Annotated in this window: 44 protein-coding genes, 1 tRNA gene and 1 other annotated feature; of the genes, 6 read left to right on the top strand and 39 right to left on the bottom strand. The window is 38.7% G+C overall.

The features are described from left to right. Positions 1 to 107: 107 nt before the first annotated feature. The 31 genes from ODU39_RS03155 to ODU39_RS03005 form a co-directional block, all read right to left on the bottom strand. A tRNA-Ser gene (locus ODU39_RS03155) sits at positions 108 to 198 on the bottom strand. Positions 199 to 354: 156 nt separating this feature from the next. Further along, positions 355 to 777: an ArpU family phage packaging/lysis transcriptional regulator gene (locus ODU39_RS03150; RefSeq protein ID WP_024409400.1), complete on the bottom strand. Its 423-nt coding sequence runs from the start codon at positions 775 to 777 to the stop codon at positions 355 to 357. Positions 778 to 852: 75 nt separating this feature from the next. Beyond that, entirely contained in the window at positions 853 to 1,113 is a 261-nt protein-coding gene (locus ODU39_RS03145; protein ID WP_398579866.1) for a helix-turn-helix domain-containing protein, read from the bottom strand. After that, positions 1,114 to 1,317: a hypothetical protein gene (locus tag ODU39_RS03140; protein WP_044980404.1), complete on the bottom strand. Its 204-nt coding sequence runs from the start codon at positions 1,315 to 1,317 to the stop codon at positions 1,114 to 1,116. Further along, positions 1,314 to 1,523, bottom strand: coding sequence for a hypothetical protein (locus ODU39_RS03135; protein ID WP_398579867.1), 210 nt, complete (start codon positions 1,521 to 1,523; stop codon positions 1,314 to 1,316). Before ODU39_RS03135 ends, ODU39_RS03140 begins: the two co-directional genes overlap by 4 nt. Beyond that, positions 1,516 to 1,680 (bottom strand): hypothetical protein, encoded by a 165-nt coding sequence (locus tag ODU39_RS03130; protein WP_398579868.1) that lies wholly within the window; start codon positions 1,678 to 1,680, stop codon positions 1,516 to 1,518. Before ODU39_RS03130 ends, ODU39_RS03135 begins: the two co-directional genes overlap by 8 nt. Next, a complete protein-coding gene (locus ODU39_RS03125; RefSeq protein ID WP_398579869.1) occupies positions 1,670 to 1,846 on the bottom strand; it encodes a hypothetical protein in 177 nt (58 codons plus the stop codon). Before ODU39_RS03125 ends, ODU39_RS03130 begins: the two co-directional genes overlap by 11 nt. Positions 1,847 to 1,862: 16 nt before the next feature. After that, positions 1,863 to 2,027, bottom strand: coding sequence for a hypothetical protein (locus ODU39_RS03120; RefSeq protein ID WP_398579870.1), 165 nt, complete (start codon positions 2,025 to 2,027; stop codon positions 1,863 to 1,865). Further along, positions 2,027 to 2,347: an HNH endonuclease gene (locus ODU39_RS03115; RefSeq protein ID WP_398579871.1), complete on the bottom strand. Its 321-nt coding sequence runs from the start codon at positions 2,345 to 2,347 to the stop codon at positions 2,027 to 2,029. The genes ODU39_RS03120 and ODU39_RS03115 overlap by 1 nt, the downstream gene beginning before the upstream one ends. Positions 2,348 to 2,366: 19 nt before the next feature. Beyond that, complete coding sequence (locus ODU39_RS03110) at positions 2,367 to 2,492, bottom strand: hypothetical protein (RefSeq protein WP_398579872.1); 126 nt, start codon at positions 2,490 to 2,492, stop codon at positions 2,367 to 2,369. After that, positions 2,489 to 2,989: a DUF1642 domain-containing protein gene (locus ODU39_RS03105; protein WP_398579873.1), complete on the bottom strand. Its 501-nt coding sequence runs from the start codon at positions 2,987 to 2,989 to the stop codon at positions 2,489 to 2,491. Before ODU39_RS03105 ends, ODU39_RS03110 begins: the two co-directional genes overlap by 4 nt. Beyond that, positions 2,982 to 3,338: a hypothetical protein gene (locus ODU39_RS03100; RefSeq protein WP_398579874.1), complete on the bottom strand. Its 357-nt coding sequence runs from the start codon at positions 3,336 to 3,338 to the stop codon at positions 2,982 to 2,984. The genes ODU39_RS03105 and ODU39_RS03100 overlap by 8 nt, the downstream gene beginning before the upstream one ends. 17 nt (positions 3,339 to 3,355) lie before the next feature. Then, the gene (locus ODU39_RS03095; protein WP_253213116.1) at positions 3,356 to 4,147 is read right to left on the bottom strand and encodes a DNA adenine methylase; all 792 of its coding nucleotides are present in this window, start codon (positions 4,145 to 4,147) and stop codon (positions 3,356 to 3,358) included. Beyond that, positions 4,144 to 4,308 (bottom strand): hypothetical protein, encoded by a 165-nt coding sequence (locus tag ODU39_RS03090; protein WP_162840740.1) that lies wholly within the window; start codon positions 4,306 to 4,308, stop codon positions 4,144 to 4,146. Before ODU39_RS03090 ends, ODU39_RS03095 begins: the two co-directional genes overlap by 4 nt. Positions 4,309 to 4,352: 44 nt before the next feature. Further along, complete coding sequence (locus ODU39_RS03085; protein WP_398579875.1) at positions 4,353 to 5,102, bottom strand: DNA-methyltransferase; 750 nt, start codon at positions 5,100 to 5,102, stop codon at positions 4,353 to 4,355. Beyond that, positions 5,099 to 5,548 carry a RusA family crossover junction endodeoxyribonuclease gene (locus tag ODU39_RS03080; protein WP_398579876.1) on the bottom strand — a complete coding sequence of 150 codons (450 nt, stop codon included), beginning with the start codon at positions 5,546 to 5,548 and terminating at the stop codon, positions 5,099 to 5,101. The genes ODU39_RS03085 and ODU39_RS03080 overlap by 4 nt, the downstream gene beginning before the upstream one ends. Beyond that, positions 5,545 to 5,880 carry a hypothetical protein gene (locus ODU39_RS03075; RefSeq protein ID WP_398579877.1) on the bottom strand — a complete coding sequence of 112 codons (336 nt, stop codon included), beginning with the start codon at positions 5,878 to 5,880 and terminating at the stop codon, positions 5,545 to 5,547. Before ODU39_RS03075 ends, ODU39_RS03080 begins: the two co-directional genes overlap by 4 nt. A gap of 139 nt (positions 5,881 to 6,019) precedes the next feature. Beyond that, entirely contained in the window at positions 6,020 to 6,295 is a 276-nt protein-coding gene (locus ODU39_RS03070) for a hypothetical protein (RefSeq protein WP_398579878.1), read from the bottom strand. A 96-nt stretch (positions 6,296 to 6,391) separates the two neighbouring features. Next, positions 6,392 to 7,036: a hypothetical protein gene (locus ODU39_RS03065; RefSeq protein ID WP_398579879.1), complete on the bottom strand. Its 645-nt coding sequence runs from the start codon at positions 7,034 to 7,036 to the stop codon at positions 6,392 to 6,394. Between the two features lie 16 nt (positions 7,037 to 7,052). After that, positions 7,053 to 7,877, bottom strand: a complete 825-nt coding sequence (locus ODU39_RS03060) for a PD-(D/E)XK nuclease-like domain-containing protein (RefSeq protein WP_398579880.1) — start codon at positions 7,875 to 7,877, stop codon at positions 7,053 to 7,055. Beyond that, positions 7,855 to 8,796 (bottom strand): recombinase RecT, encoded by a 942-nt coding sequence (locus tag ODU39_RS03055; RefSeq protein WP_398579881.1) that lies wholly within the window; start codon positions 8,794 to 8,796, stop codon positions 7,855 to 7,857. Before ODU39_RS03055 ends, ODU39_RS03060 begins: the two co-directional genes overlap by 23 nt. A gap of 1 nt (position 8,797) precedes the next feature. After that, positions 8,798 to 9,148: a hypothetical protein gene (locus ODU39_RS03050; RefSeq protein ID WP_398579882.1), complete on the bottom strand. Its 351-nt coding sequence runs from the start codon at positions 9,146 to 9,148 to the stop codon at positions 8,798 to 8,800. An 11-nt stretch (positions 9,149 to 9,159) separates the two neighbouring features. After that, the gene (locus ODU39_RS03045) at positions 9,160 to 9,669 is read right to left on the bottom strand and encodes an AP2 domain-containing protein (protein WP_398579883.1); all 510 of its coding nucleotides are present in this window, start codon (positions 9,667 to 9,669) and stop codon (positions 9,160 to 9,162) included. Positions 9,670 to 9,715: 46 nt separating this feature from the next. After that, positions 9,716 to 10,048, bottom strand: a complete 333-nt coding sequence (locus ODU39_RS03040; protein ID WP_398579884.1) for a hypothetical protein — start codon at positions 10,046 to 10,048, stop codon at positions 9,716 to 9,718. 220 nt (positions 10,049 to 10,268) lie between these two features. Beyond that, positions 10,269 to 10,811: a polymer-forming cytoskeletal protein gene (locus tag ODU39_RS03035; protein WP_398581432.1), complete on the bottom strand. Its 543-nt coding sequence runs from the start codon at positions 10,809 to 10,811 to the stop codon at positions 10,269 to 10,271. Positions 10,812 to 11,071: 260 nt separating this feature from the next. Next, positions 11,072 to 11,380, bottom strand: a complete 309-nt coding sequence (locus tag ODU39_RS03030; protein ID WP_234025281.1) for a helix-turn-helix domain-containing protein — start codon at positions 11,378 to 11,380, stop codon at positions 11,072 to 11,074. Positions 11,381 to 11,619: 239 nt separating this feature from the next. Next, complete coding sequence (locus ODU39_RS03025) at positions 11,620 to 11,775, bottom strand: hypothetical protein (RefSeq protein WP_398579886.1); 156 nt, start codon at positions 11,773 to 11,775, stop codon at positions 11,620 to 11,622. After that, entirely contained in the window at positions 11,772 to 11,936 is a 165-nt protein-coding gene (locus ODU39_RS03020; RefSeq protein WP_253213130.1) for a hypothetical protein, read from the bottom strand. Before ODU39_RS03020 ends, ODU39_RS03025 begins: the two co-directional genes overlap by 4 nt. A gap of 1 nt (position 11,937) precedes the next feature. Beyond that, on the bottom strand, positions 11,938 to 12,228 hold the full coding sequence (locus ODU39_RS03015) for an XRE family transcriptional regulator (RefSeq protein WP_398579887.1): 291 nt from the start codon (positions 12,226 to 12,228) through the stop codon (positions 11,938 to 11,940). A gap of 160 nt (positions 12,229 to 12,388) precedes the next feature. Then, the gene (locus tag ODU39_RS03010; protein ID WP_398579888.1) at positions 12,389 to 12,604 is read right to left on the bottom strand and encodes an antitoxin; all 216 of its coding nucleotides are present in this window, start codon (positions 12,602 to 12,604) and stop codon (positions 12,389 to 12,391) included. 44 nt (positions 12,605 to 12,648) lie between these two features. Next, the gene (locus ODU39_RS03005; protein WP_398579889.1) at positions 12,649 to 12,894 is read right to left on the bottom strand and encodes a hypothetical protein; all 246 of its coding nucleotides are present in this window, start codon (positions 12,892 to 12,894) and stop codon (positions 12,649 to 12,651) included. A 65-nt stretch (positions 12,895 to 12,959) separates the two neighbouring features. On the opposite strand from ODU39_RS03005, the gene ODU39_RS03000 reads away from it, so the two are divergent. Next, entirely contained in the window at positions 12,960 to 13,106 is a 147-nt protein-coding gene (locus ODU39_RS03000; RefSeq protein WP_398579890.1) for a hypothetical protein, read from the top strand. Between the two features lie 157 nt (positions 13,107 to 13,263). Here the strand turns inward: ODU39_RS03000 and ODU39_RS02995 are convergent, their stop codons facing one another. Then, a complete protein-coding gene (locus ODU39_RS02995) occupies positions 13,264 to 13,473 on the bottom strand; it encodes an XRE family transcriptional regulator (RefSeq protein WP_398579891.1) in 210 nt (69 codons plus the stop codon). Positions 13,474 to 13,687: 214 nt separating this feature from the next. On the opposite strand from ODU39_RS02995, the gene ODU39_RS02990 reads away from it, so the two are divergent. From ODU39_RS02990 to ODU39_RS02975, 4 genes are all read left to right on the top strand, one after another. Beyond that, on the top strand, positions 13,688 to 14,185 hold the full coding sequence (locus tag ODU39_RS02990; protein WP_398579892.1) for a hypothetical protein: 498 nt from the start codon (positions 13,688 to 13,690) through the stop codon (positions 14,183 to 14,185). A 47-nt stretch (positions 14,186 to 14,232) separates the two neighbouring features. Further along, positions 14,233 to 14,646 (top strand): hypothetical protein, encoded by a 414-nt coding sequence (locus tag ODU39_RS02985; protein WP_398579893.1) that lies wholly within the window; start codon positions 14,233 to 14,235, stop codon positions 14,644 to 14,646. Beyond that, a complete protein-coding gene (locus tag ODU39_RS02980; protein ID WP_398579894.1) occupies positions 14,643 to 15,107 on the top strand; it encodes a hypothetical protein in 465 nt (154 codons plus the stop codon). Before ODU39_RS02985 ends, ODU39_RS02980 begins: the two co-directional genes overlap by 4 nt. Positions 15,108 to 15,266: 159 nt before the next feature. Continuing rightward, positions 15,267 to 16,454: a tyrosine-type recombinase/integrase gene (locus ODU39_RS02975; RefSeq protein ID WP_398579895.1), complete on the top strand. Its 1,188-nt coding sequence runs from the start codon at positions 15,267 to 15,269 to the stop codon at positions 16,452 to 16,454. Positions 16,455 to 16,668: 214 nt separating this feature from the next. Here the strand turns inward: ODU39_RS02975 and ODU39_RS02970 are convergent, their stop codons facing one another. The 7 genes from ODU39_RS02970 to ODU39_RS02940 form a co-directional block, all read right to left on the bottom strand. After that, on the bottom strand, positions 16,669 to 17,418 hold the full coding sequence (locus tag ODU39_RS02970) for an HAD family hydrolase (RefSeq protein WP_024416223.1): 750 nt from the start codon (positions 17,416 to 17,418) through the stop codon (positions 16,669 to 16,671). 124 nt (positions 17,419 to 17,542) lie between these two features. Then, on the bottom strand, positions 17,543 to 17,908 hold the full coding sequence (rplL, locus tag ODU39_RS02965; RefSeq protein WP_002936483.1) for a 50S ribosomal protein L7/L12: 366 nt from the start codon (positions 17,906 to 17,908) through the stop codon (positions 17,543 to 17,545). A gap of 65 nt (positions 17,909 to 17,973) precedes the next feature. Beyond that, entirely contained in the window at positions 17,974 to 18,468 is a 495-nt protein-coding gene (gene rplJ, locus ODU39_RS02960; RefSeq protein WP_002936486.1) for a 50S ribosomal protein L10, read from the bottom strand. Between the two features lie 26 nt (positions 18,469 to 18,494). Beyond that, positions 18,495 to 18,629, bottom strand: a sequence feature (ribosomal protein L10 leader region). Positions 18,630 to 19,032: 403 nt separating this feature from the next. Beyond that, positions 19,033 to 21,126 carry a type I DNA topoisomerase gene (gene topA / locus ODU39_RS02955; protein ID WP_398579896.1) on the bottom strand — a complete coding sequence of 698 codons (2,094 nt, stop codon included), beginning with the start codon at positions 21,124 to 21,126 and terminating at the stop codon, positions 19,033 to 19,035. 92 nt (positions 21,127 to 21,218) lie between these two features. Further along, a complete protein-coding gene (gene dprA, locus ODU39_RS02950; RefSeq protein ID WP_105257682.1) occupies positions 21,219 to 22,061 on the bottom strand; it encodes a DNA-processing protein DprA in 843 nt (280 codons plus the stop codon). A gap of 60 nt (positions 22,062 to 22,121) precedes the next feature. Next, positions 22,122 to 22,679, bottom strand: a complete 558-nt coding sequence (locus ODU39_RS02945; RefSeq protein ID WP_398579897.1) for a sugar O-acetyltransferase — start codon at positions 22,677 to 22,679, stop codon at positions 22,122 to 22,124. A 10-nt stretch (positions 22,680 to 22,689) separates the two neighbouring features. Continuing rightward, positions 22,690 to 22,950, bottom strand: a complete 261-nt coding sequence (locus ODU39_RS02940; protein WP_044762876.1) for a metal-sensitive transcriptional regulator — start codon at positions 22,948 to 22,950, stop codon at positions 22,690 to 22,692. A gap of 108 nt (positions 22,951 to 23,058) precedes the next feature. On the opposite strand from ODU39_RS02940, the gene ODU39_RS02935 reads away from it, so the two are divergent. Then, a complete protein-coding gene (locus ODU39_RS02935) occupies positions 23,059 to 23,382 on the top strand; it encodes a rhodanese-like domain-containing protein (RefSeq protein WP_105120912.1) in 324 nt (107 codons plus the stop codon). Positions 23,383 to 23,389 lie beyond the last annotated feature (7 nt).

The raw sequence follows: 23,389 nt of genomic DNA, 5'->3' as shown, positions 1-23,389 counted from the left end.
TGGCACAAGAATTGGATTGCTTAGATTGACCATTGCTGGCACTAAGATTGATATGCCGTAATCTTAGTTTTCCTGTGTCACCACAGATTATCTAGGCTAAGCCCTAAAGGAGAGGGTGGGATTCGAACCCACGGACCGCACGTAGGCGACCACTCGGCTAGCAACCGAGCGCATTCGACCTGACTCTGCCACCTCTCCAAACAGATACCACGTTCCGCTAAAAAAGGAGATGATTCTCTATGAAAAAGACTGATGTTAAAAATATTGCTTCTTCGTGGTATCTTGACAATACTATTCTAACATCGACAAAAACGAATAATCTATACAAAAACTTTTGATTTCTTGGTCAAAACTCTAATTTTGAACCAACAAACTTCCGCTTCTATATTGTTCCGCAAACGATAGTAAGGCATCGTTGAGTTCGATATAGAAACTAGCCTCTGATAAATACAAGTCATTGTATATCTCGAAGTCATACCGTTTACCAGCGTAGAGATACTTCTCATAAAGAATGCGTCTATGAGTAGGATTGAGTAGATTATTAATAGCATACTCAATCGCTTCAAGTTCCGCTTCCGCGTCTACTCGGTTGATTGCCAATCGCTCAACTGGTCTGCTAGGATTGCCATGGGTCTGCCTTGGCTCGAAAGTATACACTGCAGTGACTTTCTGTCCATCTACATCGTTCGCTACTCTACGCCAGCGAGGGTACTCTTTCAGTTTTCGTTTTGCATTAGCTTTCGTTTTTTCGAAGTCAACTTCTGGAAAAAAAGTCATCTGCTCATACCTTTCTGTGATATAATAGTTTTAGAGTTAATTACATCACAGTCAGTACAAGCGTGCTGGCTTTTTTTATTTTTCCCACGGCATTCTCTGATGGCTATAATACGGATACAAAATACGTATCTTGCCACGTTCCGCTAGTACTTTAGGTTTTGTGTCTTTAGTTTGCTCGTACAGCTCGTCTATTTTATCCAACATGCGCTGTCGCGGTGGTCGTCCGTCTAGCCATTTGTAGACAGACAGATTCGTCACACCCATTTCGGTCGCAAATTGGTCTCTCGTCCATCCTGTCTTTTGCAGGATGTATTTGATTTTATCTGCTGTGGTCATCTACCACACCCCCTCAATTTCCAGACGATTGTCTGATAAAAGATTGAATTCAAAGCCGATTTGACAATCCGACGAAAGACGAACCAACCCAGTTTCCAAATCTATTAATTCGTGCAAAACTGGATGCACGTTGGCTATCGTTAAAACAACCTCTTTGTCCTCGTCGTACATCTGCAATTCTTTGATTAGTTCTTTAATGGTCATTCCAACTCCTCCAACGCCACCCACCGAAATTGTGGGTATTTTTTAGCTTCTTCAGCGGTGCATTTGTAGGCAATATCCAGTATTATTTTTGAGTCACTTGAAGGTTTAATCATAAAGCCTAATTCTGACAAGTAAACAAAATGATACACAGCGAACCTCGGCTCTGGCACATCGACCAGTAGCACTCCTAGTTTTTCGTTAGTCATTTAGTACCTCCTCTGCATCGAAAACTTCGGATATCTCACAATACGGACAAGCAATTATCGCTTCATCTTCCCAAAAATCGACAAGAATCCGAACATCTTCAAAACCTTGCGCGGTTTGATTACAACTTTTGCATACCAAATCAAATCTAGTTTTCATCTAATCCCTCCATAGCCAGAGCAATAACTTGCCCTGCTTCTTTGTTGAAATACATGAGTGTTGTACCATTTTTTAAATTTTTGATATCATTTTTAGTCAACTTGACCGTGTGCACATCGTACTCATTATCTTTAAAACGTATTTTAGCTACTTCTCTATTTGTCATTGTTTGTCTCCTTTTGCTACTTACCATATGTTCTTTCAATCAAAAATTTCCCAGAAGCTAAAGGCATAATTTGCTTTATTTTATGACGAATACTTTCAATATCATGTTCTTCGATGATAGTGATATAAGTTCCACCATAGTATTTATCGTCATACTTTAACTTTAATATCTGTTGCTCCATCACTCTACCTCCACTTTCTCGAAATAAAATTTACCGTCAAATTGCTTAATCACTACAATGCCGTACTGCATCCCTAATCTAGCAATAAATGGTTGAGCAACCCTCTCGTGTAGAGATAATAACTTCTCACGAAAATCATCTAGTGTATGGGTTGACTTATAGAAATTGCATTGGTAGCAAGCTGGCATATAATTGTCAATATGGTCATCTCCGCCTCGATAATGCGGATGCAAGTGGTCCACTCTCAACGACTTTAGATCCAGCACCTTACCACAATACGCACAATGATTATTGTATTTTGATAAGACTTGTTGTCGCATTTTTTTTGAGATAGATTTTCTACCAGCCATCACTCCACTCCTCTGTCTCTACATCACCATCGCAACAAGGACAAGTTATGGGAGTAAATTCCCATTCTTCATACTCATTCTTCCAATCGCAGTCATAACACGCTACCACTTTCATCGTTCATCCTCCACTTCCTTCACAACCCATCCTAGCTCATCAGCGGCTTTTTGTGCTTTGATTTTGTCCACAAAATGCTGGGCATAATCAGTCGCACCTACAACGTCATCAATGATGATAACTGCGTTCAGTTCCTCGAACTTTTTTAGGTAAAGCTTGTTACCGTCTGTCACAACATACAACTTCTCCTTCTCGACTTCGTAGCCGAACAGCCATGCGCAAGCGAAAGTGTTTTGATTAAATGAATACTGAAACCATTTTTCAAGTTCTTCCGACATTTCCCAATGTTCCAGTGCTTGTCTTAACGAAAAATTTTGTTTTTTCGCCTGATCATACCACTCCGCTACAAACTTCGGTATAACAACCTTCTGCGGTTGGTCGATTTGGGAGATGATACTCTTCACCTTCTCAAATACAACAACATATTCCGCTCTATCAAAATCTGTTGTTCTCACAACGTCCCACTCTAATTGTTCAATCGCTTCCTGCTTATTCATCTTTTTTCTCCTTAAAAAAGGTATCAAAGTCCAACCAATCATCTTTAATAAGATTTCCGATTTTTGTTACTCTACCTCCAAAACCGTTACTCTTAACACGTATATACTTACCTTGCAGTTCTTCCCAAGTTGACACACCGACAACTTCCAAGATACGGTCAATCAGCTCAAAGCTCTTATGATAAGCTACACGCTTACGCTTGTTTTCGTCGTATTTATCTAGGCAGTATCCTCCAATAGATACCCCAAATCCATCTCCCTCAACAGTCAGATAACAAGTTAAAATACCATGGTCTTCTCTGCCCAAGAAAGTTTTGGTTATCTTTACGTTTTCAATTGTTTTATACATTTATTCCTCCAATCGCCTTAAAACAATTCAATCTGCCTTTGTGGCTCATAATTCAGCCACAAGACTTCTGTGCGCTTCAGGCCTTTTTCTGCTGTTGCGTCAAACTCAATCCGATGCCAATCTTTAAGATAGTCGTTGTATAGTCCACAATCATATCCACTAATCAAAATCTTAGCCTTTGATTTCAAGATAGTTTCCAGCAAATCGATATGATCACTGTCTTCCATCTCAAAGCTGTATTGTTTTCTAGTCCTCGTCGACAGGACATATGGCGGGTCAATGTACATGCAGACATCTTCCTTGTCAAAACGCTTGATAAGTTCCAAGGCTGGCCGATTTTCAATCTGGACCTGCTTGAGCCTCAATGTCATATCTTGGATAATTTCTGGCAAATCATTCCAGTGCTTCACAGCATAGGCCCTCTCTCTGCCATTTATGTCATTTTTCCAACCACTCTTTTCGATGGTTCGAAATCCATGGGACATGACAGATTTGATGATAAAATTCAATGCTCTGTCCAAATCATCTGCAGGTTCCGCGCTAAAAGCGTCATCATAGATTTTTCGCGAATACGGAATCAAAAATAATTTTTCAGCTAGTTCCAGCGGTCTATCTCTGACGATTTTAAAAAGATTGACGACATCCAAGTTCAAATCATTGACAGTTTCGATTGGACTAACCAGCTTATTAAATAAGACAGCACCAGACCCGAAATATGGCTCGAGATAGCTCTTGTGTTCAGGCAGTAGACCGACTATTGCATTTGCTAAGTTCCATTTGCTACCTGGGTATCTCAATAACGATTTCAAGATGCTTTCTCCTCTAGCCAATCAATCACCTTTTGAAACATCTCCGCTTGGGCTAACTGCCATCTGTCAAAATCAGATTCAGCAGGTTTACTATCATCATATCCAACCAACCTAAGGTCTCTCTGCTCTGTTAAGAATTCAATTACTTCTTGTTTAGTCATTGCTTTCCTCCAAAAAATCATATATCGTCATCTGCTCCACCTTTTCAAAATAAACTGGGCTGGTAGCTAGATAACATCTGCTCTTTTGCCTTCTTGTAAAAATCTTTCTTAATTTCAAAGCCATAGGCCGAGCGGTTCATCTCGATTGCCGCTCTTAGTGTTGACCCACTTCCTGCCACAGGGTCAATTACCACATCGCCCTCATCTGTAAAGATTTCAATCAACCGTTTCAGCACAGGAATAGGCTTCTGTGTCGGATGGATAACAGGGTAAGAGCTATCCTTCTCCCACGGTGCATGATTGAGTATCATAGCGCCGTTGTTGTTAAATTTCGGAAGCTTATCACGATACAATACCGTAGCTTCTTCCACCGCACCCACAATCTTCATGTTTGCTTTCAAGACTTGCGGGCTAGATTTCTTAGTAAAATATAGCGGATAGGCATTGTTAAAGCCGTGTTTCTTGCCGCACTCGATAACCATATCTCGCTGTTGCCATGCATGGAATACAATCATGGCTGGCGCCTTACCTTTTTCTTTCGGCTCTTTCTTCAACAACCGACTGCAAAAATCAAAGAAATTATTAATCTTAAAATCATTATCCGTTTCAAAAAATGACTTTCCAGCCAATTTGCTTTCACCATTTTTGTTATCGCCGTCCTTGTACCAACGAGGGTCACTAGCATAGGCATTATTTCCAAGGTTGTACGGTATATCAGCAATAATCAACTGTGCCCGCGGGATGTTGTACCGTCTCGCATTCTCGAAATGGTCGTTAAAAAGTTCATATTTCAAGGCATCTCCTCCAATTCAATTTCAATCCTTGGTCTTGGACTGTACACCTTTCTCGTCGTGTGTTCCACGATGATGTTGTCATCCGTCCAAACGACCTCCGCTTTACTGATACTGTCATAAACAGCCTTCTCCAAATTGTCCAAGTCCGGTTTTTTATCCACGTAAATCCGCTCATTGATAAAATCCTCGTACTCTTGCACCTTCTTAGCCTTAGACCGAGGTTTAGGCGGTTCTGATATAGGCTTCGGAGCAGGCATGTAGAATGTCATGTCCACCTTGATTGGTCCGTCAAAATACGGTCCGTCATACAGCTGTCTAACAAGTTCGGTGCACTTCTTCCTCCAAGCGACCATCTTTCTGTCTTCGTAAACCGTTGCATGTCTGCCTCGCACACTAGCCCTTGGTCTGCTCTGTGGTTTGGGTTCAATTGGTATAATCAACCTCATACAATGACTCCGTGGAATCCAAGTTCATCAAACAAATTCTTTTTGTTTTCTTCGATGAACTCAAATAATGTTTGGATTTCCTTAATATCTTTGCCAATCTCTTTTGCTATATAAGCACCATCGAGAATAAGCTTATCTGGATACTCAGCTTCTAAAACTAGTCTATATTCTGGTTCGAACATATCTCCGTTTTCATCTAGCGATATTTGATTATCTCGCTCTACAAACTCTGCTTTGATGTTCCATAGCCCACCACCAATAATTTCCATACTTTGTTTTGATTCACTTGTCACAAGTGTGAAAGGCGTTTTTAAAATTGCTGTTTTTTTCATTTTTGTAATTCCTTTAAAATCCAGCGACTGCCATTGTGTGAGTTTGGCTAAATACGGGCAGTCGCTATCGTCCAACTGTCAACTGATTGTTTCCAATTGACGCGCTTTCTAGTTCGCTTTTATCGTGGTTCACGGCACGTTATCTGTGCTCCCATGTACAAAAGATTGTCAATTGTTTCTTCAGGTCGAAACCATTTCGGAAATTAAGGACAAATCTTTTTTCTGGGTATGTTTGCATTTTTTTATAAATATATTCAGACATATGATCAATTGGTTCTCCGCTGAACCATTTGATGCCGTTACTTTTGACCAATTCGAGCAGTGCCCCAGCTTCGTCAATCGTTCCAGCTACCAGAGAAAATTCAGCTATAGACTCTTCCTTCAACTGCTTCAATTTTTCATCAAAATCAGTCATCCGACTTGTCCTTTCGGCTGCTACGCTCTCCGACTAGATAACCTAGCATGAGCCATAGTAACGCCATTCCTGCTTCTTTGATAAATTCAATCATTTTTAATCCATCCCCTCATATAGACTTTTCCCTAACTGTTCCTCAAAATCCTCTTGATTATCTGGGTTCAACTCTGCTAAACTTGTAACTATTTTTATTTTTGTTTCTCTACATGGTTGATAGCCATACTTTGCATATCTCATTAGTCTGTTAAAAGTGCTAACCGGATAAGGTAATCTATCATCTACAACTAATCTTTTTGTGTGTAGATGCTCAAAAAAATCTTCATGAAATAACAATTCAAAAACAGCCATATAATCATCTTCATCTACATTTTCATAGTTCTTGTAGTAAGCAAATTTTGTAATTGTAAAATCAAAATTTGAAATAACATTTTTGGGTGTTCCATATGTATTTCTAATAAGTTCAAGACGGACTTTTTCTTTGACTGAATAGATTGACCAACAATTTTTATTCTCATAAGAAAATCTCCAATCAGTAGGATTTTCTTTCAATTGTTTCTTATAGTAACTTTTTGCCTCCAAAAAATCTTTTTCGCTTTCAAAGAAGATATCTAAGTCTTTAACACGCTCGTTATTAAAAATATTTTTGAAACATCCTCCGGCGATAAAACCCTTATGTCCTATAAGGAATTTGTCAAGCCACCAAAGTTGCCGATAATTAAGTAAGTCACTTGTTTTAAACATCTTTTTTCTCCCGCTATCACATCTCCAACAATTCACGAATCGACACAATGCGATTCAGCTTTTTCTTGCTTCGGCAATAATTACAATTACCACACTTAATCGGCCCAACTTTCCCAGTTGCTACATCCCATACATGACTAGCACGCTCAGAAACGAATTCTAAGCCCTCTAAGAGCGTTTCTTCGTCAAGGCTGAATATTTCCTTGTCTGGTTCATTTTCCTTGCTCACAGCCACGATTAGAGGCTTATATGGACGTCCTGTCACTTGCCTCAATAGTTCTTGATAAACTGCCGCTTGGACATGGTAATGGTAATCGACGATGTTCGCAAGTGCTCCTGGTACTTTTCGAATTAATTCCTGACACCACTCTTTACCTTTGATAGTCTTCATGGTCTTCAAATCAACTACGTACCCCATAGTATGATTGATAGCATCAATCTTGCCTTTAAATGGCACGCCTGCAATGGTTCCTGTCACAATCATCTCTTTCTCTACTCGGTCATTCTTTCGACCATGATAGAGGTTGTTAAAGAGTTCGTCGGTTTCCAGAGTAGCGATAACCTTGTCTACCAACTTGTAATCAGCCAGTAAGTCATAGGGCTTGCGACTGGAAAACAAATCTGACTTATGCTCTTCTAGGAATTTCTGATGAGCTTCTGAACTCTCAAAATAGCTGTGGACGTAGTTTCCGAAAATCAATGGTTTCTGGTCACGGTCATCTATCCATTTTCCAGTGTCCAGCGCCAAGGCTTTTGCCTCACACTCAAGATACTTCTTAAAGCGAGATACCGACATGTAGTCTTTATCTTCGTAGTAATTACTTTGCGTTAGGGTCTTCATACTTCAAATCCAACTCCCCATTGTCTTTTAGCTCGGTTGTTTCCATTTTGGAAATATCCACTCCTGCCTCTTCCAGAATTTCTCCTGTTTCAGTATCTACAGACATTAAGTCATCAAGCAATTGTTGATCTGTATTGACTAATTCGGCGTTTTTAGGAGTAACGTCTTTCGCTCTCTTTACCTCGTTAACATTCGAATCTTCGTTGTCAGCCATAATAGCTTCTTGTAACTCGACAGAAAGAGGGGCGTACTTACTCAAAAGTTCCTTGATTAACGTTTTTTGAGCCATTGCATCAAATTCGGTACTCCAAGGTGTTCCAGGCTTAAAATCTCCTGTGCTCTTGTCGTAGGTCTTGGAGTATTTTTGAGCATGGGCAACAACTTTCTCTTTTTTCCAAAAAATCATTTTTCTAAAGCCGTTGATCAACTCTAAACTAGCAAAGTAACCAACAACTTCTCCGCTATCAACTTGCTCATCGGTAAGGTGTAATGTTCCATAGACCTTGTCATAGCGTAAAAATTCTTCTTTGTAGACAATGTCACAATTTATATTCCGAATTTGTCCACTTCGCTGAGCTAATTGGATAAATCCACGATAACCCATCTGAAATTGAGCTTCGTTAACCTTAACCCATGTATTCCCTTGTTTCTCGTTACGATTATATGGGACAACATAGGCCATACCCAAACTTGGTTCAATCGGTAAATTAAGAGTTGCAGCTTTCATAGCTGCGTTCATAATGCTTGTGTTTGTAGCTTTCGCTAGGTAGCTATTGCTATTGATAATCGAAAGCAGGCTCGTCACAAATTGAGTTTCTCGTCCGTTTAAAACTGACCTGAATTTTTCTAAAACCGCCGTAGAATTAAAAGCCTGCTGCGGCGTCATGCTATCGAATTTTGCTAATTGATTTGTTGTCATATTATTCCTCCGTTTCGATGTCAGCGTAATGTTTAACTATGTTTTTGATTAAATTTAATTGATATTCACCCTTGCTTGAAATTTCCGACGTATAGCGGTCAACATCTTTTTTGTCTCGGTCTAACGATGTTCTCAGATGTTTCAAAACACGGTCTAATTGCTCATCTTTAATTCCAGCAAAAACCTTTGTTGTGTCGCCATCCTCATCGGTTTCAATCTTATATACTTTATTTAATTCGATATATTCATCAACCAGTTTAACGGTGTTAATTTCTGGTCGAGAAATCCATTTTTTAGCTGTCTCAACAATTTCTAAAATCATTGTTGCTAACATTCTTGTTTCGTTTGTCATCATGTTCTCCTTTAAATAATTCCAACAGTTCTTGCTTTTTCAACAATCGGTTCAAAATACTTTTCTTCTGCTTTTTTTCTAGCTTTGATTGCCTCGTCTTTCTTCTTAAACCTTTTATTCAAAACAGTCACTCCTTTTAATTTTAAACTTGCGACCCACACGCCTCTTGTTCGATCGAAGCACACTCCCTTTACTCCACTTTTGTTCCTTTTGTTCATTTTTTGCGAAGCAATCAACTTGATATCTGTTCCTTTTTCAAAGTTAAAACGAGGTCTGTTCTTTTCGAAAGCTTTTTTCGTAATTATAGGTTGTCTGTTAAGTGAAGTTTCTTTCAATAGACAGCCGCAACTTCTAACACGTCTTTTGCTGTTTTTTGTATTTAACAAGCTTCCGCGCACCGTTTTTTTGTTTCCACATATACATTGACATCGCCAATAAACTTCTCTGTGAACGGTATCAGCGCGTTCGATCACTTTTAATCTGCCAAATTGTCGCCCTGTCAAGTCAATTAATTTCGGCATTTCCTTCTCCTTTTCGTCTGTTTTCATTGTGCCAATTCACAACTGGCTAGTCCTTGGCCAAGATAGAAAGTAGTTGTTTAATATGCCCTTCAAGCTCGTTATTGGATTCTTCGACTGGTTCAGATGGCTCTTGTCCGTCCAAGGTGGTCAAGGTATATTCTGCCTGCACCTTGATTGGCTCGGCTTCGAACATCTTTGCCATTGCCAAATATTGCTTATTGTCCTTGCCGTAATAATATTCTTCTGGAATTTTCAAAGCATCTTCAATATCGCTAGACCAACCTGCCGAATATGCCAGAACGTGTTTGTTGTTTTTGTAACTAGATAAATAATCACCTTTTTTGTCTCGTAATACGATAAATGTGTTTGTTTGTTTCATGTTTTTTCTCCTTTTTTCTAATATTCGTAGCCCATTGCCACGTTGTCTTTCCATTCGTCATATGCTCTGTCTTCGTCCTCTGGCTCTGGTAATACATCTTCGTAGATGACAATCAGATGCTCGGACATGCACTTCGGACAGTTTAGTTCACAGCCGTCTTCGTCTGTCACGGTACTGTATGACTGGCACTCCTTACAGCGGATTGTGTATTTAAACTTGCTCATTGATCGTTTAACTTTTCTAAACTTTCTACAAAGTCAACATAGGCCTTATAGTGATTACCAGACTTCTCGCTATCACGATATGCTTTTTCAATCAATTCTTGACCTGTGCCGTAGAAACAGCCAACTTTCCACATTTTGTTGGATTTTGTATAAGTAAAGTGACGACCGCTTGACCAATGATTTTTAAAAACAATAATATCGCCTAGCTCCCATACTTTGGCGTTGCCCGATACTTCGGCGTTGCCCCATACTTTGGCGTTGCCCGATACTTCGGCGTTGCCCCATACTTTGGCGTTGCCCGATACTTCGGCGTTGCCCGATACTTTGGCGTTGCCCCATACTTTGGCGTTGCCCCATACTTTGGCATCGCCCGATACCCAGGCATTGTCATCATGGCTTAAATTTTCCTCTTTTTGGATATATCCGCCTAAATCCCCTACCTCAACACTGCCAAAGCTAATCAAGGCACGAATACGAAATAATTTCCAGCCCCAAAGGCTAATTGTATCGTCTAGGACAAGTTCATATTTTTTTGTCATTTTGATTTCCTCCTGTGGATAACTTCTGTAAATCCCTATATATATTATTTATATATAACGATTAGTTTGTTTTTAAGTTAGTTAGAGGCTTTAGCCTCTTATTGTTCATTAGTGGGCGATAGCCCCTAGATTATTATTAAGGTTAGTACTTGTTATATAGTTAGTATTTATTAGTGGCATAGATACAACTGTTGTATTTTACAAAGTTGTAATTTTCAACTGTTGTATTTTACAAAAGTGTAAAACTTAACAGTTGTAAATTATTGACCGTTACTACCTGTGGATAACTCTTCATCTAGCTTTTGCTGAATGTACTCCTTGAACCTATCCGTAAAAGGTTGGTCGTTAAAAAATCGAAAAGGAGTCACACCTTTAGCTCGACCTCCGCCTTTTTTAATCACGAATAGGTAGCCGGCTTCTTCTAGTATTTTGAAATGCTTATTAACAAACTGTCTGCTAACTCCCATCCTTTTTGCTATTTCCTCAGGATATACAACCCAATCAGGTTTGTTCGATAAAATTACCGCTAATATGCCAATTGTAGCCGGTTCTAACTTTTTATCTTGCAAACAAGCGTTATTTATAGACGTATAATTCTCATGTGTATTTCTGAAAGATATATTGCACTATCTAAACCTCCTAAATTCCAGACGTCGCCTGTTGAAACGTTTTATCAACTTCTGTCATGTTCGTCATATTCCAAAATCCTTTCTACGTCGTTCAAATGCTCTACATCTCTAGTTTTTCGATAATTCTCGAATGATTTCAACAACAGAGATAGTTTTGATTCTTTAGTCATTTTGACCTCCTAAACACCAGCCATAGCCCGCTGAATCTTTTTCTCGACAGCTAGATCATACAGCTTCATAGCCCACAACTCAGCTTCATACTGAGGTGACATAACAGCGCCTCTCATGCGCATAAAATTGCGTATATCGTCAATCTGATTCCATCTTCCAATCATGCAAATCCTGCCTTTCTGCGTCGCTCTTTCAACACTTCGTTGACGAGTTCTTGCTGAAATTGTTCTGAGTTTAGTTGCTTAGCTAGTTTGCGTCCGTGGACAATAGCCGTAAATGCTACTGCGCTCATAGCCACGAAACCAATGGTTAGTAGTGTTGTCATATTAAGTCCTCCATACTGTCAAAAAACGTTCAATGTCCGTTTCTTTGTAATAAATTTTGCTAGTTTTTTCGAATGGTGGTTGCCATCGTTTTAGTCCGGCATCTTCCCATTTTTTCAACGTTTCGTCCTTTAGGTCTAAGTCCCTCATCAATTTCTGACGAGTTACCAACCCACAAGTATGATGTTCAAATTCCTTTTCAAGCCGTCTAGCCAAATATCTTTCAAAAGCCGATACAAGTCTATCAATGAGGTTTAGCTCGAACCATTTCGAAAAAAATCCTTGTTCCTCCATGTTGACTCCTTTTGTAAATTCATCTTGCCTGCCGAATTTACTTTATGTTATAATTTAAGTGATTATTTTAGTATGCCACTGTTCCCGCAGTGGTTTTTTTGCGTTCATCCAGCTTCTCTCTCAGATGTCGCAATTCGGCAACCCAACCGTTGGTATCTACCTACTCAATCCCTACAATCCGCTTGCGTGTGATTGTTTCCTCGACGATTTGGATATGTTCCAGTCCCTTTGTAAAAACAAAGGTTGCAATAGCTGTCCGTGACCTACCACTACCGATAGCCAAATCATCGATTTGATCATAGATTTCCTTTGGTATCGCGACCGTGTAAAGTCCGCGATCGTTTTTGACCCCTGCTGGTCGTCCTTTTTTAGCCATGTCATTTTCCTTTCCGTAAATAGCAGAGCTGGTGTGTTTATCCGCTACAAACTTCCAACAATCGGACTTTTCTCAATCCATTGCATATGCACAATTTGGCTGATGTTCACCATCACACCACCGATATTTAAAAATCTGTTCTTTGGATTTTCAACATATTGGAATAACTCAACGATTTCACCAACAGGGTTTGTCACCTCGATAGTTTTACCATTGCTTAATGAGATTTTTGCTGTTACCAATTTTTGAACTGGTACTGAATTTTTTAATCCATCTTTTGTAATTGTCATGTCATTGTTCCTTTCTGAGTTAGCGCTCCAATCTGCTATAATGTAAACAGAAAGGAGGTGATATTATGCTGTCCAAAGAGCAAATAGCTCACGATTTGGCTATCGCTATGATGACCGCGGACTTCACAAAAGAAGCGCATCCACGCATCAACTTTACCCAAATCAATAAGTACAAAGAGTATTATCGTAAGTTCTTGTGTGAACTACGATGAATAACCTCGATATAGACTTGATAAGCCTCTGTTAGACGACTGAGACAACTATTTAACGAGTGAGCGTTGTGGTCATCTGCAGGGCTTTTTATTTCATCTAAAACCGTCTGCATGAGGTCTAGAAATTTATTTTGCGTGTCTTCCATGCGTGTCCTTTCTAGCTTTGCTCTAGCGTTTTCGAAAACAAGTAAGCGAAATCGTAACCTCTGGCCTTGAAAAATGCATTATAAATCAAGAATGCTTCTGAGGTCGTGAACGAATCGTTGTCTATCTTTTCGCGAACGGTTCGATAATTCTTTTCGATTAAATCGCCCATGTCAACTAAAGTGATATTTTCTTTTTTTCGAACATTTTCAATGTTTAACATACTACCCTCCTTTGTACGAAATTGAGTATACCGAGATAAAAAAACGCTTCAACTTCCTAATTTGTTTAACTTTATCGTTTCTCTATCTTGTTTTAATTATATACGCAATATCGTATATTGTCAAGTAGCGAATTAAGTTTTTTTTACTTTTTTTTGATTGACATTCGAAAAGTCGTACATTATAATAAGGTATATTAAAACAAAAGAGGTTAAAATGGAAAATTTAGAAGAAGTTCTCAAAGAATTGATGGAGCGAAAATCAGGAAGTGTTCGAGCTTTTGCGATTGACAACGATATACCTTATACGACCTTGCGCTCTATGCTTGAGCGTGGTGTAATGGCAACAAATGTATCAAATGTTATCACAATTTGCCGAGCTTTAAACATCAAACCAGAGTCACTAGATGAAGACAAGTTGAGATTCGATTTTAGTAAACCCATAATTTTAGGAGATAATAACGGCGTGACAGGAACAAATAACGGAAACATAACTTTCAACAGCGGCACTTCAAAAGAGCAAGACAAACACAACGACAGCATGAAAAACATAAGTGTTGCCGACTTAAAACTACAGCGCTCATTACTTAATAAACTAGACAAGCAGATAACACTTGCAGAGGAAACAAACATCTTGCTCACTACTCTAGTAGAGGCGGAAGCTGAAAACGGACGTAAGTTAGACTTAATTTTGGGCAAAATAAATGAACTATAGCTCTTAGACTGTAGTTCTGAAGGATTTATAATTCGGTTAGATAAAAAATGAATGAATTTATAGAAAAGATAGCACAAGTTAAAATTGTGCACGACGATAGCGAAAAGACAGAGTTTTCTCAATTTTACAGTACATCAAAATTCCCTATTAATTTTGAATTACGAGTTTCTGTTACTTTTTTAAATATAGTTCCTGATAAACTTTATCGTTTAAAAGTTGATATTATGGCTGATACCACTCCAATAAAAATAGTCCAAAGCGATAGTCAGTCCTTCTCGGTTTCCGAAAAAGATATGATTTTAGTACACGAGAATATAGGTCAATCATTCATTATGACGGGGATACAATTTGATGTTCAACAAGAAAATGCATACAAGATAACATTTACCCTATCCGACGAAAACGACGTTGAGCTATCCAGTTTTTCGAACTACTACTATTTCGGGGAGGTTTCAGGATGAAAGAAGGTATCACTGCAGCCCGTCCAAACTTACGCTCTGTACCAATGCGTAAACAAAGTGATATAATAGAATCAAGAAAACAACAGGAGGATTCTATTATGCCACAAGAAACATACACAAAATCTGAAATTGATTTGAAATTCGATAAAATCAGCACTGATATTCAGCATGGGTTTGAAAAGGTTGATTTAAAATTTGAAAATATCCAACAAAAAATGGACGACAGTTTTAAACAGGTCGACTTAAAATTCGAGCAAATAAACCAAAAAATGAATGACGGCTTTAGGCAAGTTGATTTAAAATTCGATAATTTCGAACGCCGCATAGAAAATATGCTTTTAGCCCAAGAAAAAAGACAGTTAGAAGAACAAGCTAAAAATAAAAAAGAATTCATGTACTGGGCAATCGGAATCATTGTCACTTTAGCTGGTATTGCATTTCCTATTTGGTTCGGAAAATAAAAAACTCCCCACGCTCACAAGTTTGGCGACTCGAGCGTGAGGAGAAAACAGATGAACAGTAAACGGCATTAAAAAGCCTCTTTTACTGTACTCATTTTATCACAAATACATACTTTTGTAAATTCATCTTGCCTGCCGAATGCACAAAAGGAGGATAAAATGAACATCAAACAAAAAACTAAGAAAAACGGACAGACTGTCTATCAAGCTAGCCTGTACCTTGGTGTAGATAGTGTCACAGGAAAGAAAGTCCGCACTACTATCACTGCCCGAACAAAGAAAGAGGTGCAACTCAAAGCCAGACAAAAACAAAATGAGTTTGAACAAAAAGGCGGAACGGTCTATCAAGAAGTGAAAATAACCTACTTCCATGAATTGCTGGATTTATGGTTTGACACCTACAGGCTAGGTAAAAAAGAAAATACCATCCGTGTATTTAATAATATCAAAAAGAATTACATTTTACCAACCTTTGGACACTTACGGATAGACAAAATCACTACACTCATGTTACAAACGACCGTCAATCAGTGGGCAATAAAATCTCACAGAAAACAATTCAGCAACAGCAGACAAAACGGTGTCTATCAAAATTACGCCCGTATCTTTTTATACGTCAAAAAGATATTAAAGTACGCAGTGAAACTAAACCTCATCCAAGAGAATCCAGCTTCTGCCGTCGAAGTTCCACCTATCCCAAAATTAGATAGTAACAAAAAATTCTATTTTACCGATGATGAATTAAAGAAAATTCTAGGCTACATAGAGGAGCATAACAGCAATTACAGCGAAAAATTTATTAACACCCTAATTAAGCTTCTACTAGCTACAGGACTACGTATTAGCGAAGCTTGCGCCTTAGAGTGGACAGACATCGACTTCAAAGCACAGACAATATCTGTTACTAAAACTTTAAATAGCAAGGGCGAAGTAAATTCTCCAAAAACCAAGTCTAGCATTCGAACAATTGACGTTGATCACTCAACAGTTGCTATGCTCGCTAAATTCAAAAAAGAGCAACAGAAAGAAGCTATGAAGTTCGGCAGACGTGAAAAAACCGTCTTTTCCACAATAAGTAAATTATATCCAAGCGTAGGAGTTCTAAGACTTCGACTATATCACATACTAAAAGAAATTAACGTAGAGAGAGCTGGATACCATGCTTTCAGACATACGCATGCCAGTTTATTGCTAAATGCAGGTGTTCCGTACAAACAACTCCAACTCCGATTGGGTCACGCAAGCTTACAAATGACTATGGATATTTATGCTCATTTATCAAAAGAAAGTTTAAAAGAAACAGCTTCAATCTTCGAACGAAAGATGACATTGCTGAAATTGGGGTAGTTAATGGGGTAGTATTTTTGTAGAAAAGGAATTTTCACAAGCAAGAATGTTATAATATAAACGTTTTAAGAGATTCTATTTCACAATAAATTATACCTATCTAGTATACCAGAAAATGGCTAGAAAAGACAAAACTACCTTCATTGAAATGAAAGTAGGTTCATCTTTTTACATAATATATTTTATGTATATTCTTTACTGTTCTATCGCTTATTTACAATAGCTCCGCTATATCTCCAACAACCTCAAAGTTCCAACCAAGTCTCCTATAAGAGTCGATTTCTTCCTGACTGTACGGGAAAGTATTCAGCAAAATGGAATCCATTCCCAATTCATGAGCAATAGCTATATCGGATGTCAAATCATTACCAACCATAACCGTTTCCTCAACATCAAGATTATTTTCCTCTAAAACCAGTTGAAGAAACGCTGGTTCAGGCTTCTTCATCTTAAAGTCAGAAGAGATATAAATTTTTTCCATCAAATCAGCACAACCTGTCTGTTCAATTTCTGCCTGAGTAAAAATTCGTTGAGCATTAGAGAGAATAAATAATCGCGCTTCTCTATCCTTTAATGTCTGTAGACTAGTTAGGGTATTTTCATAAGCCTCTAACTTTTCACGTGAAAGCACGCGGAAAATCGTGGCTACTACTTGTCCAAAAGTCTCTAAATCAGTCGGTTTATTGGTACTTTGGTTTTCATTTGGTGCATCCGTTAATAGACGAATGAAGATTGTTTCTAAATCAATTTCGACATACTGATAACTCACTGTTTCCGTGAGAGATCTCTCTGCCTCTTCTACAAAACGATGATAGGCATTTTTCAACTGGCGTGGTCGATAGGAACAACCAAAAGCATTGTAAATCTGTGTTAGCTGATTCCAGACCTCTAGTTTATTCTCATCTGTACGAATATCAACCAATGTACCATAAAAATCGAAGATATAGTTTTTGTAACTTTTCATGTCTTTCTCCTAATCTTTAGACAGCATTTTTTATATTATACCCCACAACGAAAACGTTTGCAACAATAGAACGAAAAAACCTACCACATTAAGTGATAGGTTTTTATTTTGATTAGAAACTCTATTATTTAAGAGTAACTGAAGCGCCTGCTTCTTCCAATTTAGCTTTGATTTCTTCAGCTTCTGCAGTTGCAACGCCTTCTTTAACCATAGCTGGTGCACCGTCAACAAGCTCTTTAGCTTCTTTAAGACCAAGACCAGTGATTTCACGTACAACTTTGATAACGCCAACTTTTTTGTCGCCAGCAGATGTCAATTCAACGTCGAATGAATCTTTAGCTTCTTCAGCAGCACCACCAGCTGCAGCAACAGCTACAGGAGCAGCCGCAGTTACACCAAATTCTTCTTCGATAGCTTTAACAAGGTCGTTAAGCTCAAGGATAGTAGCTTCTTTAATTTCAGCAATAATGTTTTCAATGTTCAATGCCATTGTGATTTTCCTCCAATTTAGGTTTTTAAATAGTTTGTAGCACTAAGCAGCTACGCTCTGACGCATTAAGCTGCGTCTTCTTTTTCTGCAACAGCTTTGACAGCGTATGCAACGTTGCGAACTGGCGCTTGAAGTACAGAAAGCAACATAGAAAGCATGCCTTCGCGGTTTGGCAATGTAGCAAGTGCTTCGATTTCTTCTTTAGAAGAAACTTTACCTTCTACAGCTCCACCTTTGATTTCAAGAGCATCAGCAGTTTTCGCGAAATCGTAAATTGTTTTAGCTGGAGCAACTGCATCATTTGAGAATGCAACTGCAGATGGACCTACAAACAATTCTGCAAGACCTTCAAGACCAGCTTGCTCAGCAGCACGACGCAAGATTGAGTTTTTGATAACTTTGTACTCAACTTCTGCACCACGCAAGTTACGACGAAGAACTGTATCTTGTTCTACTGTCAAACCACGAGCGTCTACAACAACGATAGATGTTGCAGCTTTCATTTGCTCAGCAACGGCATTTACTAATTCCGCTTTTTTAGCGATAATAGCTTCACTCATTTTTTTACCTCCGTTTTTATTTTGGGCTAGGCACAAAAAAATCGCACCTAAACCTAGACACGAAAGTACAAATACGTTTATCTCAATAATCGTTTTGTGCCTCGGTAGGATGTTTATGAGTCCAGCTCCCCTACTGTCTTAGGTCAGTTTTTTCAAACCTCAATTATCATAACACAGTATTTTCAATAATGCAAGACTTTTATCCTATTTTTTTAAATTTTTTAAACATTTTTTCAAACTGGTATTGCCGTTTAGTTCACTTTAGTTGTAGAGGTCAGACTTGGAATGTGAAACACGAACTGCTGTGATTTGCTTCGCAAATCCTATCTCCAACCTTTTTATCTCGATTTTTTCATTTCTAAGCTCAGGCTGAAACAGTTCACTGAACAGTTTTACTCCACCGGCCTGTTAAACCCAATCAACCACTGCGCTGAGATGTTGACACTAACCTTGAGAAGTGATGATGGACTTTTTACCCAGCTTCTCGCTTGTCGAAGTAAGCTAAGATAAACTAACATGACTATAAAAAACAACTGCCATTCCCTTGAGAATAGCAGTTTAATCTTATTTAATCTTGTCTTCTTCGTAGTCACCATTTGGACAGACAACTTGTTTACCACCACCACGAACTTTTTTCTCAACGAGATAGTGGTCGCATTTCGGACAAGAACGCCCGACTGGCTTGTCCCAAGAAGTAAATTCACACTCTGGGTAGCGATCGCAACCATAGAAAAGACGATTGCGTTTGCTCTTGCGTTCAATCACCTGACCTTTTTGGCAAACCGGACAAGTCACACCGATTTCTTTGGTGATTTGCTTGGTATTGCGACAGTCTGGGAAATTGCTACATGCATAGAATTTCCCAAAACGTCCTAATTTAATAACCATTTCATGTCCACAAACATCACAGTCAAAGCCAGCTGGTTCATCCTTAATTTGGATTTTTTCCATCTGTTCTTCTGCCTTAGATAATTCTACCTTGAATGGCTGATAGAAACCGTCAATGACCTTCTGCCACTGCTCTTTCCCGATTTCTACATCATCCAATTTTTGTTCCATATCGGCTGTAAATTTGACATTGACAATATCTGGGAAGAATTCAACAATCAGCTTATTAACGATTTCTCCGAGTTCAGTTGGTTCAAATCGCTTAGCCGCAAGCTTAACATAGTAACGTTTTTGAATGGTTTCAATCGTTGGTGCATAGGTTGACGGGCGACCTACACCATTCTCCTCTAATGTTTTAATTAAGGTTGCTTCAGAGTAGCGAGCTGGCGGCTGAGTAAAGTGTTGTTCTGGATTTGTTGACGCGCGTACCACCGTGTCACCTTTTTCCATATCTGGCAACATCTTATTTTTATCAGCGTCGTTATAGACCGCCATATAACCATCGAATTTTACTTGGCTACCATTAGCAGCAAAAACAATACCATTTTGACCCAAACGAACACTCATGGTATCAAAAACTGCTGCAGCCATCTGACTTGCGACAAAACGATTCCAAATCAGTGTATATAGTCGTAATTGGTCCTTGTCCAGATATTTTGCAATTGATTCAGGTGTTAAGTTAACATTTGATGGACGAATGGCTTCGTGGGCATCTTGTGCACCACTGGCATTTTTTACTTTATTACCATGCTTTGAATAGGCAGCACCAAAACGCTCCGTGATAAAGTCAGCAGCTTGTGCTTGTGCAACAGGGCTAATACGTGTTGAATCCGTACGCATATAGGTAATCAAACCTTGGGTACCACCTGTGCCAAGACTGACACCCTCATAAAGTTGTTGGGCAACCATCATGGTTTTACGAGTACGGAAATTGATTTTATTAGCCGCATCCATCTGCATAGTAGAAGTTGTGTAAGGCAGAGGTGCATTTCGTTTGCGTTCCTTACGCTCAACCTGTTCTACTAAGAAATCATCTCCATCGAGTCGGGCAAGAATTTCTTTAACCTGCTCATTGTTTTCAATTTTAGTTTTCTTTCCATCTATACCGTAGAATGAAGCCTGGAATTTCTTGCTCCCCTTTTTGAAGGTTGCATCAATTGTCCAATATTCTTCTGGTTTGAAATTGCTGATTTCATTTTCACGGTCGATTATTAATTTGAGAGCAACCGATTGAACACGTCCTGCTGACAGACCTTTTTTGACTTTCTTCCATAAAATAGGTGATATGGAGTACCCTACAATACGGTCTAAGACACGTCGAGCTTGTTGGGCATCTACCAAGTCTAGGTTAATAGCACGTGGCTCCTGAAAGGCATTTTTTACTGCATCTTTTGTAATTTCATTAAAGACAACACGGTTTTTATCGTTTGCGTCCAATCCCAAAATGTGAGCCAAATGCCAAGAAATTGCTTCTCCTTCACGGTCCGGGTCACTCGCGAGAAAGACTTGCTTAGCATTTTTTGCTTCTTTTTTCAAAGAATTGATGAGTGGCCCTTTTCCACGGATGTTGATGTACTCAGGTGCATAGTTGTTATCAAAGTCAATAGACATACTAGATTTCTTCAAATCTCGAATATGCCCGACTGAAGCAACGACCTTATAATTTTTACCAAGATATTTTTCGATTGTTTTTGCCTTAGCAGGCGACTCTACAATAACGAGATTTTTCTTGGTTGTTGTTTTTTTCTTACTAACTGTTTTTGTAGCCATTCTTATACCTTACAAATATTTTTAACCTCACAAAGAATATACTATTTTTCAGTCAGTGTCAAGATATTTATTTTCCTATAGGAAGACTTGTTTTAAAATTTATACTCAGAAATGATGTCCAAGCCTGATGTAATGCACTTTGCCCCCTCTTGAATCAGATGATGACAACCATCTGATTTTCCGTCCATAATGGAACCTGGAATAGCATAGACTTCCCTTCCTTCTTCCAAGGCACGTTCGCAGGTAATCAAGCTACCAGACCGCATTTTTGCCTCACAGACCACCAGACCTTCTACCAACCCAGCAATGATGCGGTTACGTTCTGGGAAATGGTATTTGAGTGGCTGAGCACCAGCTTCATACTCTGTCAGCACCAGATGGTGTTTGCCAATGTAGGTCTGCAAGTCCTTGTTTTCTTTGGGATAGACCTTATCCAAACCTGTCCCAATTACAGCAATGGTTTGGCCTCCATTTTTCAAACTGGCGATGTGGGCAGCCGTATCAATTCCTCTTGCCAAACCACTGACAATGACAAAACGATTGCTCAATTCCTTGATAATTTTCTGAACAGATTGGATACCATTTTTACTGGCATTTCGTGTACCAACAACTGCCAGCTTTGATTTTTCTAGTAATTCTAAATCCCCTTGATAAAACAAAAGTACAGGTGGATTGTAAATCTGTTTGAGCGCCAAAGGATAGATATCATCTAAAATTGAAAATGATGGATACTTATTAAATTCCTCGCGACAGGCTTTTGTATCTAGATTCTTATAATTTTCCATAAATAGCACTGGATTTTTACATTCAGACACTACAGCGACATTACGTAAGGTCAATTTTTTACCATGTTTTTCTTGATAGGCCAAAACTTTATTAATATTAAGATTGGTCAAACCAGCTTTTTTCCATTTAAACAATTCAAAATTATTCATTTACTTCACCTCATTCTTATTGTTCGTAATGGAAAGAAAAAATTCTCCCAAATGGGAGAATTATTTTTGAGGTATTTCTTTAATCACACGCGCAGGATTTCCTGCTAAAACGACATTATCACCAAAAGACTTGGTTACAACAGCACCAGCACCAACAACGACATTGTCCCCCAAGGTCACGCCTGGTAAGATTGTCACACCACCACCAGCCCAGAAATTATCACCAATGGTAATAGGTGCGCCATATTCTTTTCCTGAATTTCTTTCATCGGGATCTAAAGGATGTAATGGAGTCAACAATTGCACATTGGGACCAAGCATAGCATTTTTCCCGATTCGTATCGGACAGACATCGAGCATAGTACAGTTGAAATTAGCATAAAAATCCTCTCCGACATGAATGTTACTTCCGTAATCACAGTAGAAATTTGGCTCCATGTAAATCTGCTCTCCTGTAGCTCCAAACCAGTTTTTCAAGATTTGAGAACGTATAGAGCCATCTAATTCATTATTGAAGTCCCGCATCTTTTGGCGAGCCAGCGTTCTCATTTGTCTAAGTTCTGGATCGGCAGCTATATAAAATTGCCCAGCTATCATCTTTTCTCTTTCTGTTAACATAGCCCTACTCCTATTTTTTTATAATCAAATTAATAGCTTCTGCTAGCCGTGCCTCTTGTTCCTCGGGATTATCGGAAGGGTGTTCAATGCAATCTTGAACTTTTTGAGCAATGACCATTCCCATCATACTGTTGATACTGGAACGAACTGCACTCAGCTGCATCACAATATCGATACACTCTTGCTCTTCTTCAATCATTTTTTGAATGCCACGGAGCTGACCTTCTGCACGTTTCAAACGATTTATCATCTTTTTCTTCTCTGTATTCATACCCTATATGGTACTGCTTGTTTCATAAAATGTCAATTCTAAAACTTGACAATCAGCGTTATCATCTGCTATATTTAAAATACCCCTAGGGGTATGAAAGAGGTATTTATGTTGAAACAGATATTATCTACAATTTTAAAGCAAAAAGAAAGTTTATCTTTACAAGATTTGCCAAAAGTATTGGAAGATAAAAACACCAAATTGTTGGACGTCCGTGAAGTTGATGAATTTGCCAGTGGTCACATTCCAGAAGCTATCAACCAGCCATTAAGTCAAATCGACCAATTTAAAGGTGATAAAAACAAACACTATCTGATCATCTGTCAATCAGGTATGCGTAGCCAACGGGCGACAGATTACTTAACATCTCAAGGCTATCAAGCGGTCAATGTTCAAGGCGGTATGAATGCCTGGACTGGAGATATTATTTAGGAGGTTT

It is taken from the genome of Streptococcus sp. 2021WUSS126 (assembly GCF_044427255.1).
In the GTDB taxonomy this organism is placed as follows: domain Bacteria; phylum Bacillota; class Bacilli; order Lactobacillales; family Streptococcaceae; genus Streptococcus; species Streptococcus hashimotonensis.
The sequence above is the reverse complement of the archived record's forward strand: the minus strand, read 5'-3'. Positions and strand labels throughout refer to the sequence as shown.

Coding starts and splice junctions, on each gene's coding strand:
- ODU39_RS03100 (WP_398579874.1), bottom strand. CDS start 3,338: ATGTATAAAACAATTGAAAACGTAAAGATAACCAAAACTTTCTTGGGC.
- ODU39_RS02970 (WP_024416223.1), bottom strand. CDS start 17,418: ATGAAAAGTTACAAAAACTATATCTTCGATTTTTATGGTACATTGGTT.
- ODU39_RS03075 (WP_398579877.1), bottom strand. CDS start 5,880: ATGAAAAAAACAGCAATTTTAAAAACGCCTTTCACACTTGTGACAAGT.
- ODU39_RS03140 (WP_044980404.1), bottom strand. CDS start 1,317: ATGACCATTAAAGAACTAATCAAAGAATTGCAGATGTACGACGAGGAC.
- ODU39_RS02990 (WP_398579892.1), top strand. CDS start 13,688: ATGGAAAATTTAGAAGAAGTTCTCAAAGAATTGATGGAGCGAAAATCA.
- ODU39_RS03120 (WP_398579870.1), bottom strand. CDS start 2,027: ATGGAGCAACAGATATTAAAGTTAAAGTATGACGATAAATACTATGGT.
- ODU39_RS03060 (WP_398579880.1), bottom strand. CDS start 7,877: ATGAAGACCCTAACGCAAAGTAATTACTACGAAGATAAAGACTACATG.
- rplL (WP_002936483.1), bottom strand. CDS start 17,908: ATGGCATTGAACATTGAAAACATTATTGCTGAAATTAAAGAAGCTACT.
- dprA (WP_105257682.1), bottom strand. CDS start 22,061: ATGAATAATTTTGAATTGTTTAAATGGAAAAAAGCTGGTTTGACCAAT.
- topA (WP_398579896.1), bottom strand. CDS start 21,126: ATGGCTACAAAAACAGTTAGTAAGAAAAAAACAACAACCAAGAAAAAT.
- ODU39_RS03040 (WP_398579884.1), bottom strand. CDS start 10,048: ATGAAACAAACAAACACATTTATCGTATTACGAGACAAAAAAGGTGAT.
- ODU39_RS03135 (WP_398579867.1), bottom strand. CDS start 1,523: ATGACTAACGAAAAACTAGGAGTGCTACTGGTCGATGTGCCAGAGCCG.
- ODU39_RS03020 (WP_253213130.1), bottom strand. CDS start 11,936: ATGACAACACTACTAACCATTGGTTTCGTGGCTATGAGCGCAGTAGCA.
- ODU39_RS02975 (WP_398579895.1), top strand. CDS start 15,267: ATGAACATCAAACAAAAAACTAAGAAAAACGGACAGACTGTCTATCAA.
- ODU39_RS03090 (WP_162840740.1), bottom strand. CDS start 4,308: ATGACTAAACAAGAAGTAATTGAATTCTTAACAGAGCAGAGAGACCTT.
- rplJ (WP_002936486.1), bottom strand. CDS start 18,468: ATGAGTGAAGCTATTATCGCTAAAAAAGCGGAATTAGTAAATGCCGTT.
- ODU39_RS02940 (WP_044762876.1), bottom strand. CDS start 22,950: ATGAATACAGAGAAGAAAAAGATGATAAATCGTTTGAAACGTGCAGAA.
- ODU39_RS03130 (WP_398579868.1), bottom strand. CDS start 1,680: ATGAAAACTAGATTTGATTTGGTATGCAAAAGTTGTAATCAAACCGCG.
- ODU39_RS03145 (WP_398579866.1), bottom strand. CDS start 1,113: ATGACCACAGCAGATAAAATCAAATACATCCTGCAAAAGACAGGATGG.
- ODU39_RS03125 (WP_398579869.1), bottom strand. CDS start 1,846: ATGACAAATAGAGAAGTAGCTAAAATACGTTTTAAAGATAATGAGTAC.
- ODU39_RS02980 (WP_398579894.1), top strand. CDS start 14,643: ATGAAAGAAGGTATCACTGCAGCCCGTCCAAACTTACGCTCTGTACCA.
- ODU39_RS03070 (WP_398579878.1), bottom strand. CDS start 6,295: ATGACTGATTTTGATGAAAAATTGAAGCAGTTGAAGGAAGAGTCTATA.
- ODU39_RS03110 (WP_398579872.1), bottom strand. CDS start 2,492: ATGAAAGTGGTAGCGTGTTATGACTGCGATTGGAAGAATGAGTATGAA.
- ODU39_RS02995 (WP_398579891.1), bottom strand. CDS start 13,473: ATGTTAAACATTGAAAATGTTCGAAAAAAAGAAAATATCACTTTAGTT.
- ODU39_RS02985 (WP_398579893.1), top strand. CDS start 14,233: ATGAATGAATTTATAGAAAAGATAGCACAAGTTAAAATTGTGCACGAC.
- ODU39_RS02945 (WP_398579897.1), bottom strand. CDS start 22,679: ATGTTAACAGAAAGAGAAAAGATGATAGCTGGGCAATTTTATATAGCT.
- ODU39_RS03015 (WP_398579887.1), bottom strand. CDS start 12,228: ATGGAGGAACAAGGATTTTTTTCGAAATGGTTCGAGCTAAACCTCATT.
- ODU39_RS03115 (WP_398579871.1), bottom strand. CDS start 2,347: ATGCGACAACAAGTCTTATCAAAATACAATAATCATTGTGCGTATTGT.
- ODU39_RS03005 (WP_398579889.1), bottom strand. CDS start 12,894: ATGACAATTACAAAAGATGGATTAAAAAATTCAGTACCAGTTCAAAAA.
- ODU39_RS03035 (WP_398581432.1), bottom strand. CDS start 10,811: ATGACAAAAAAATATGAACTTGTCCTAGACGATACAATTAGCCTTTGG.
- ODU39_RS02935 (WP_105120912.1), top strand. CDS start 23,059: ATGTTGAAACAGATATTATCTACAATTTTAAAGCAAAAAGAAAGTTTA.
- ODU39_RS03025 (WP_398579886.1), bottom strand. CDS start 11,775: ATGATTGGAAGATGGAATCAGATTGACGATATACGCAATTTTATGCGC.
- ODU39_RS03050 (WP_398579882.1), bottom strand. CDS start 9,148: ATGACAAACGAAACAAGAATGTTAGCAACAATGATTTTAGAAATTGTT.
- ODU39_RS03000 (WP_398579890.1), top strand. CDS start 12,960: ATGCTGTCCAAAGAGCAAATAGCTCACGATTTGGCTATCGCTATGATG.
- ODU39_RS03080 (WP_398579876.1), bottom strand. CDS start 5,548: ATGAGGTTGATTATACCAATTGAACCCAAACCACAGAGCAGACCAAGG.
- ODU39_RS03055 (WP_398579881.1), bottom strand. CDS start 8,796: ATGACAACAAATCAATTAGCAAAATTCGATAGCATGACGCCGCAGCAG.
- ODU39_RS03150 (WP_024409400.1), bottom strand. CDS start 777: ATGACTTTTTTTCCAGAAGTTGACTTCGAAAAAACGAAAGCTAATGCA.
- ODU39_RS03010 (WP_398579888.1), bottom strand. CDS start 12,604: ATGGCTAAAAAAGGACGACCAGCAGGGGTCAAAAACGATCGCGGACTT.
- ODU39_RS03105 (WP_398579873.1), bottom strand. CDS start 2,989: ATGAATAAGCAGGAAGCGATTGAACAATTAGAGTGGGACGTTGTGAGA.
- ODU39_RS03045 (WP_398579883.1), bottom strand. CDS start 9,669: ATGCCGAAATTAATTGACTTGACAGGGCGACAATTTGGCAGATTAAAA.
- ODU39_RS03065 (WP_398579879.1), bottom strand. CDS start 7,036: ATGTTTAAAACAAGTGACTTACTTAATTATCGGCAACTTTGGTGGCTT.